Source organism: Clostridiisalibacter paucivorans DSM 22131, from assembly GCF_000620125.1.
Taxonomy (GTDB): domain Bacteria; phylum Bacillota; class Clostridia; order Tissierellales; family Clostridiisalibacteraceae; genus Clostridiisalibacter; species Clostridiisalibacter paucivorans.
Map to the genome: position 1 here is coordinate 23,507 of NZ_JHVL01000043.1, position 7,795 is coordinate 31,301.

The following is a 7,795-nucleotide window of genomic DNA, read 5'->3' on the forward strand; positions in this document are numbered from 1 at the left end:
TGAATGTAGAGGAGGGTAAAAAATGGATTTTTATAGATCACATGTGCTTATATGTAGAGGTACAGGGTGTACGTCATCGTCTTCGGATAAAATAGAAAGCAAACTACAAGAAAAATTGATAGAAAAAGGGTTAGATAAAGAAGTTAAGGTGGTAAGAACAGGTTGTTTCGGATTATGCGAAGCAGGACCTATAGTTGTTGTATATCCAGAAGGTGCTTTTTATAGCCATGTAAAGGTAGAAGATGTGGAAGATATAGTAGAAGAACATCTATTGAAGGGCAGGATATTAAAAAGACTTTTATACAAAGGTGCTATAGATGAAGAAAAAATCAAGTCAATTAATGAAGTTAGCTTCTATAAAAAACAAAAGCGTGTGGCCCTTAGGAATTGTGGAATAATAAATCCAGAGGAAATAAATGAATATATAGCAGTTGATGGATATATGGCATTGGGAAAGGTATTAACTGAAATGACTCCAGAGGAAACTATAAATGTAGTTAAAGATTCAGGACTAAGGGGTCGAGGTGGTGGAGGATTTCCAACAGGATTAAAATGGGAATTTGCACATAAAGCAGAAGGGAAACCCAAATATGTATTATGTAATGCAGATGAGGGAGATCCAGGGGCCTTTATGGATAGAAGTATATTAGAAGGAGATCCCCATTCTTTAATAGAGGCTATGGCTATAGCTGGATATGCTGTTGGAGCTGAACAAGGATATGTTTATATTAGGGCAGAGTATCCTATAGCAGTAAAAAGACTGCAAATAGCTATAGATCAAGCAAAAGAAAAAGGCCTTTTAGGAAAAGATATATTTGGTACAGGATTTAATTTTGATTTAGAGATAAGATTGGGAGCCGGAGCCTTTGTGTGTGGTGAAGAAACAGCGTTGATAGCCTCTATAGAAGGAGAGCGGGGTATGCCTAGAAACAAACCACCTTTTCCAGCTAATAAGGGACTATGGGGAAAACCTTCATTAATAAACAATGTAGAGACATATGCAAATATTCCAGTTATATTTTTAAATGGAGTAGATTGGTTTAAGTCTATAGGTACAGAGAAATCTGCTGGTACAAAAGTTTTTGCTTTAGGAGGCAAAATAAATAATACTGGCCTTGTAGAGATACCTATGGGAACAACTCTTAGAGAAATAATATACGATATTGGAGGAGGAATACCCAATGGTAAGGCATTTAAAGCTGCTCAAACTGGAGGACCTTCTGGAGGGTGTATTTCAGCAGAATATTTAGATACCCCTATAGACTATGATTCGTTGACGGCATTGGGATCCATGATGGGTTCAGGTGGAATGATAGTTATGGATGAAGATAATTGTATGGTAGATATAGCTAGATTTTTCTTAGATTTTACTGTTGAAGAGTCTTGTGGTAAATGTCCACCTTGTAGAATAGGAACTAAAAGAATGCTTGAAATATTGGAAAAAATAACACATGGAGAGGGAGAAATGGAAGATATAGATAATTTAGAAAGGCTTGCTAAAAATATAAAAGTCTCTGCTCTATGTGGATTGGGACAGACAGCCCCAAACCCTGTATTATCAACTCTTAAATACTTCAGGAATGAATATGAAGCCCATGTATTAGATAGAAGATGTCCAGCGGGTAATTGCAAGTCCTTATTGTCATATTATATTAAAGAAGATGAATGTAAAGGATGTACATTATGTTCTCAAGTTTGTCCTTCCAATGCGATATCTGGGGAAAGGAAAAAACCCCATGTAATAGACAAAGAAAAGTGTATTAAATGTGGGGCATGTATAGAAAAATGTCCTTTTGGTGCTATTGCCAGAAAGTAATGTATCTGATATGGAACTACAAATGTTATATTTAAAAAAGGGGTGTAAAAGATGAATATGGTCAATATAACTATAGATGGACAAAACATTCAAGTTCCACAAGACTATACTGTATTGGAAGCAGCTAGAAGTGCAGGGATAGATATACCTACACTATGTTATCTCAAAGATATAAATGAAGTTGGAGCTTGTAGAATGTGTATAGTAGAAGTAAAAGGAGCTAGAAGATTAGAGGCATCATGTGTTTTACCAGTTAGTGAAGGAATGGTAGTCAAAACCAATACTAAGAAAATACGAGAGGCTAGAAAGGCTACTTTAGAACTCATACTTTCTAATCATAACGGAGATTGTAAGACCTGCGAAAGAAGTGGAAAATGTGAATTAGAGACATTGGCTAATGAATTGGGTGTTACAGATATAGGTTTTACAGGAGAAATGAATACCTATACAATAGATGATTTATCACCATCAATAGTTAGAGATCCTAATAAGTGTATACTGTGCGGAAGATGTGTCAATGTCTGTAAGAATGTTCAAAATGTAGGGGTGCTTTCCTTCGTAGAAAGGGGATTTAATACAATGGTTGCACCATCATTTAATATGAGCTTAAGTGAGGTGCCATGTATTAATTGTGGGCAATGTATAGCTGCCTGTCCCGTAGGAGCTCTAAAAGAAAAGAATGAGATTGATTTAGTTTGGGAAGCATTAGAAGATGACAGTAAACATGTAGTAGTTCAGACAGCCCCTGCTGTTAGGGCTGCACTAGGAGAAGAGTTTGGATTGCCTATAGGTACTAGAGTTACTGGAAAGATGGCAGCTTCACTTAGAAGATTAGGTTTTGATAAAGTTTTTGATACAGATTTTGCTGCTGATTTGACAATAATCGAAGAAGGATATGAATTACTAGGAAGATTGAAAAATGATGGCAAATTGCCTATGATAACGTCATGTTCACCTGGATGGATTAAATATTGTGAATATAATTACCCTGATTTCTTGGATAATCTTTCAAGTTGTAAATCTCCCCATGAAATGATGGGCGCTGTAATTAAATCTTACTATGCAGAGCAGAATGACATTGATCCAAAGGATATTTTCGTAGTGTCTGTGATGCCATGTACAGCTAAAAAGTTTGAAGCAGATAGAGAAGAATTGGCTGCGACTGGTTATCCTGATGTAGATGCAGTAATAACAACTAGAGAGTTAGCTAAAATGATAAAAGAAGGAAGAGTAGACTTTTTATCATTATCAGATGAAGACTTTGATGAAGTATTGGGAGAGTCCACTGGAGCAGGAGTAATATTTGGTGCAACAGGAGGAGTTATGGAAGCAGCCCTTAGGACTGTTTATGAAGTAGTTACAGGGGAAACTTTAGAAAAAATTGATTTTGAAGAAGTAAGGGGAGTTGAAGGTATAAAAGAGGCTACAGTCACAGTAGGGGATTTAGATGTTAAAATCGCAGTAGCCCATAGTACAGGTCAGGCAAGTAAAATATTAGATATGGTAAAATCAGGAGAAAAGGAATATCATTTTATAGAGATAATGGGCTGTTCTGGAGGTTGTGTAACTGGTGGAGGACAACCACATATTAAAGCCAGAGATAGATGGACTTTAGATGTAAGAAAAGAAAGGGCGAAGGCCTTATATGAAGAGGATATGGATAAAACAATAAGAAAATCTCATGAAAATCCAATGATTAAAAAATTATATAAAGAATTTTTACAAGAACCTAATAGTCATAAAGCCCATGATTTGTTGCATACTCATTATAAGGAAAGAAAAAAATATTCAATATAATATTAAAAGGCTTCTAATTTAAATTAGAAGCCTTTTAATATTATATGAATTCGATTTCTTTGATATAATTAAATATAAAACATATAAATTTATAAATACAAGTTTGCTAAGGAGTGATATTATGTTAATAGAAAAAACTATTGCTGAATTTGTGGAGGATACATCTAGTAAAAATCCGGTGCCAGGAGGAGGAAGCGTATCTGCATTAGCTGGAAGTATCGGGGGAGCATTGACAACTATGGTGGGAAATTTGACTATAGGCAAAAAGGCATTTGAGAATCTAGATGATTCAACAAAAGAAAAAATAAAAGAATATATGACTGTCTTAGAAGAATTAATTAAAGAGTTGAATACATTAGTAGATGAAGATGCTGAAGCTTTTGATAAAGTTATGAAGGCATATAAGATGCCGAAAAATACCGAAGAAGAAAGGAAGGATAGAGATAATGCTATTGAAGAAGGAACAAAAATAGCATTAGAAGTACCTTTTAGAACGTGTAAAAAATGTCTGGCAGTTCTACAGACACAAGAAATGTTTTTAAAATATGGCAACAAAAATGCTGTAACCGATGTAGCAGTTGGAGCCCTTATGGCATATTCTGGATTAGAAGGGGCTATACTGAATGTCAAAATAAATTTACAAGGATTAAATGATGATAAATATAAAGCTAATATTATGAAACAGTGTAAAGAAATGATGAATGAAGGAAAGAAAATAAAGAGTTATATATTATCAAATGTACATAACCAATTTTAAAATTGGTTAAATCTTAAAGGGGAGATAGATTGATGATATATCTAGATAATGCAGCTACCACATTTCCAAAACCTCGTAGAGTTTATGATGCTGTAATGTATGCTATGGTAGATTATGGAGCTAATCCAGGTAGATCAGGGCATAAATTGGCTTTACAGGCAGGCAGAAAAATATATGAAACTAGAGAAACATTAGCAAAGTTATTTAATATTGATAATCCCATGAATATAGTGTTTACTTGTAATGCTACAGAAAGTTTGAATTTAGGAATAAATGGATTGTTGAATTCAGGGGATCATGTAATAACTTCTAGCATGGAGCATAATTCTGTCCTGAGACCTTTAAATGGATTGAAAAATTTAGGAATTGAAACTAGTATAATTCAATGTGATAAAGAAGGAAATATAGACGTAAGTAAAATAGAGAGGGCAATTAAAGAAAATACAAAGGCTATAGTTATGACCCATGCCTCTAATGTTACGGGGACAATATTTCCAATAAAAGATATAGGCAAAATAGCCAAAAAACATAATATTATATATATGGTAGACAGTGCTCAGACAGCAGGGGTTTATGATTTAGATGTGAAAGATATGAATATAGATTTATTGGCCTTTCCAGGACATAAAGGATTGTTAGGGCCTCAAGGGACAGGAGGGTTATATATAAGGGAAGGTATAGATTTAGCAGAAATGAAAAAAGGAGGAACCGGTAGTAAGTCTAATGAAATAGAACAGCCTAAAATATTACCTGATAGATATGAAAGTGGAACAAGTAATACACCAGGTATAGCAGGATTAAATGATGGAGTTAACTATATTGTAGAAAAAGGCATGGAAAATATAAGAAGGCATGAGGAAAATCTAACTAAAAGATTTATATCAGGATTAGAGTCTATAAAAGAAATTACCATATATGGCCCTTCTGATTTAGAAAAGAGGGCTTCAGTAATATCGATGAATATAAAGGATTTTGATTCTTCGGAGGTCAGTTATATATTAGATAGTTCTTTTGATATAGCAACTAGATCAGGCTTACACTGTGCACCATTGGCACATAAAACATTGGGTACTATGAACATTGGAACAGTTAGGTTTAGTATAGGTCCATTTAATACGGAAGAGGATATAGATCAAGCTATAAATGCAGTATACCTTATATCAAAAAATAGATATTAATTAAACTATATAGTCAATATTTTTAATTAGTGAAAGGAGATAGAGATGGAACAAATATATACAATGGTCAATAAATATTATATAGAAATAATTATGGCATTAACATTAATTTCAGGACTATTAATACTACTATTTATAATAAATAATATCAAATTATCTATTTTTAAGAAGAAATACAATAGATTAATAAAGGGTACAAAAACAGATAATATAGAAGAGTTATTATTTAATAATAAAGAAACTTTAAAAGAATTGACAGATGAAATGGAATATATGAAAAAGTACTGTTCCAATGTCAATGTAAAACTAGATAAATCCATACAAAATGTAGGTTTTATAAGGTATAATGCGTTTGATGATATGGGAAGTGATTTAAGTTTTTCACTGGCTCTCTTGGATAAAAATTTAGATGGGATTGTTATATCAAGTTTATATGGAAGGGATAGCTGTAATATATATGGAAAGCCTATATCAAAAGGAGAATCAAATTACAAATTATCAGTAGAAGAGATTCAAGCTGTGGATAGGGCAATAAAAAGAAATGAGGAAAAACCCTCTACGGTATCCATTTAGAATAAAGAACTATAGCATCTATTCTTTATCATAAAGAGTATATCGTCTAAGGATTTTTCCTTGGCATTTATTAAAAATGTATGGGAGTTATTATTCATGTCTATACCAGAAGTCATATTTGAAAATGTACTATGGAAGTTTGTATTATATCCATCGGCCATATATATAGCAACAGTAGCATATTTTATATCTTTTGGGTCAATAGTAACATCATAACCTAAACTTTGTAAACTTGGTTTAATATGTTCAACAGAAGAATCTAAAAAGATTTTTTCATTCATAAAAACACCCCTAGCATATTATATGTTTATTATGTGCTAGGGGATAAACTTTTATTCGAAAAATTAATACTACTTTTTATAATGGAGATGAAGAATCTAGTATATTTTTAGTATTGGAATCAAGATTTTTTTTAGATATTCCAGTGTCAAATAACTTCCAAAATGCATATGTTATTGAATTAGATATTACATCGGCCATTTTCATAACTATATTTAATCTTGTATTTTGAAGAATTAAGTATTCCATAAACCCTCCCATATTTACTATCCCAGTTATATGCATATTTCCTATTTCAGGTAATTTTTTATTTACTCCTGCTCCAGGCTTTAAAGCACCACTTTTGACAGATACAAATCCTATTCTATCATTATTACCTAGGCAAGCATCAATTGCAATTACGAAGGGGTTACGATAGTGTTTATTTATAAAATTTATATTTTGTTTGAGATTTTTTGCATGTACAGGTTCTTCTAAATTACCTAATACAGTTATATTTTCATATTTTCTAAAGGGAAATCTCAGCTTATGTCCTATCAATGGTCCTAAAGAATCCCCTGTTGATCTATCAGTTCCTATACATAGTATAACTATATGATCATAGGATTTATCTAAATGGAAACTTATATGATTTAATACAATCTTACTAAATGATGATATAGCCATAGGTGATAATGCATTAATGCTATTTAAAGAATCCACATTTTCTTTGAAATTTAAATCCATATCTTCCTCCTTGATTTTCTATTAATGTCTCAAACAATTGAGTTTATATATTTATCTTTATTATTAAGGATATTTAAATTTTGTCCTAAAGAATAATATTTCATACATATATATATGTAGAATTTGTATATATAATGAATCAAGGATAGTAACAAAGATATAAAATAGAAATTAGTAGTTTAATGATAATTCTATATAATAATAGGCTTGCCAATAATATAAATATATATAATGTAATAAAAGTATTGACAAAGTTTTTTTATTTGATATAATTATTTTTGTTGTTAAAAAAAAACAAAAAAATAGTTGACAAGCTTTATTGATTGTGCTAGTATATTAAGAGTCGGCTGCGACAGACAGCCAAAACAAATGAAAGTTGGTCTTTGAAAATTGAACAGTGCATGAGTCAGACAAATTTTATTTTGAGAGTTTGATCCTGGCTCAGGACGAACGCTGGCGGCGCGCCTAACACATGCAAGTCGAGCGTGAAGCTTTCAAAAGATCCTTCGGGTGAATTTGGAAGTGGAAAGCGGCGGACGGGTGAGTAACGCGTGGGAAACCTGCCCTGTACAGGGGGATAGCCTCGGGAAACCGGGATTAATACCCCATGAAACCTTAGCATCGCATGATGCATGGGTCAAAACTCAGGTGGTATAGGATGGTCCCGCG

The 7,795-nt window shown here is 32.7% G+C and carries 7 protein-coding genes and 1 rRNA gene; 6 read left to right on the forward strand and 2 right to left on the reverse strand.

Annotated features, from left to right (window positions below):
- The first annotated feature begins 22 nt into the window (after positions 1-22).
- From nuoF to Q326_RS17230, 5 genes are all read left to right on the forward strand, one after another.
- A complete protein-coding gene (gene nuoF / locus Q326_RS0111595; RefSeq protein WP_026895550.1) occupies positions 23-1,816 on the forward strand; it encodes an NADH-quinone oxidoreductase subunit NuoF in 1,794 nt (597 codons plus the stop codon).
- A gap of 51 nt (positions 1,817-1,867) precedes the next feature.
- Entirely contained in the window at positions 1,868-3,613 is a 1,746-nt protein-coding gene (locus Q326_RS0111600) for an NADH-dependent [FeFe] hydrogenase, group A6 (protein ID WP_026895551.1), read from the forward strand.
- Positions 3,614-3,734: 121 nt separating this feature from the next.
- Positions 3,735-4,370: a cyclodeaminase/cyclohydrolase family protein gene (locus tag Q326_RS0111605; RefSeq protein ID WP_245592097.1), complete on the forward strand. Its 636-nt coding sequence runs from the start codon at positions 3,735-3,737 to the stop codon at positions 4,368-4,370.
- A gap of 32 nt (positions 4,371-4,402) precedes the next feature.
- Positions 4,403-5,548 (forward strand): aminotransferase class V-fold PLP-dependent enzyme, encoded by a 1,146-nt coding sequence (locus tag Q326_RS0111610; RefSeq protein WP_026895553.1) that lies wholly within the window; start codon positions 4,403-4,405, stop codon positions 5,546-5,548.
- A gap of 45 nt (positions 5,549-5,593) precedes the next feature.
- A complete protein-coding gene (locus Q326_RS17230) occupies positions 5,594-6,121 on the forward strand; it encodes a DUF4446 family protein (protein WP_051531425.1) in 528 nt (175 codons plus the stop codon).
- Here the strand turns inward: Q326_RS17230 and Q326_RS0111620 are convergent.
- Both Q326_RS0111620 and yyaC read right to left on the reverse strand, forming a co-directional pair.
- Positions 6,118-6,402, reverse strand: a complete 285-nt coding sequence (locus Q326_RS0111620) for a YkuS family protein (RefSeq protein WP_026895554.1) — start codon at positions 6,400-6,402, stop codon at positions 6,118-6,120. The two genes, Q326_RS17230 and Q326_RS0111620, sit on opposite strands and share 4 nt — an antisense overlap.
- Positions 6,403-6,478: 76 nt before the next feature.
- The gene (gene yyaC / locus Q326_RS0111625; RefSeq protein ID WP_026895555.1) at positions 6,479-7,126 is read right to left on the reverse strand and encodes a spore protease YyaC; all 648 of its coding nucleotides are present in this window, start codon (positions 7,124-7,126) and stop codon (positions 6,479-6,481) included.
- 418 nt (positions 7,127-7,544) lie between these two features.
- On the opposite strand from yyaC, the gene Q326_RS0111630 reads away from it, so the two are divergent.
- Positions 7,545-7,795, forward strand: a 16S ribosomal RNA gene (locus tag Q326_RS0111630); the annotation flags it as partial.

Excerpts from the sequence above, each read along its gene's own strand:
- yyaC (WP_026895555.1), bottom strand. The coding sequence starts at position 7,126 with ATGGATTTAAATTTCAAAGAAAATGTGGATTCTTTAAATAGCATTAAT.
- Q326_RS0111620 (WP_026895554.1), bottom strand. The coding sequence starts at position 6,402 with ATGAATGAAAAAATCTTTTTAGATTCTTCTGTTGAACATATTAAACCA.
- Q326_RS0111605 (WP_245592097.1), top strand. The coding sequence starts at position 3,735 with ATGTTAATAGAAAAAACTATTGCTGAATTTGTGGAGGATACATCTAGT.
- nuoF (WP_026895550.1), top strand. The coding sequence starts at position 23 with ATGGATTTTTATAGATCACATGTGCTTATATGTAGAGGTACAGGGTGT.
- Q326_RS0111610 (WP_026895553.1), top strand. The coding sequence starts at position 4,403 with ATGATATATCTAGATAATGCAGCTACCACATTTCCAAAACCTCGTAGA.
- Q326_RS0111600 (WP_026895551.1), top strand. The coding sequence starts at position 1,868 with ATGAATATGGTCAATATAACTATAGATGGACAAAACATTCAAGTTCCA.
- Q326_RS17230 (WP_051531425.1), top strand. The coding sequence starts at position 5,594 with ATGGAACAAATATATACAATGGTCAATAAATATTATATAGAAATAATT.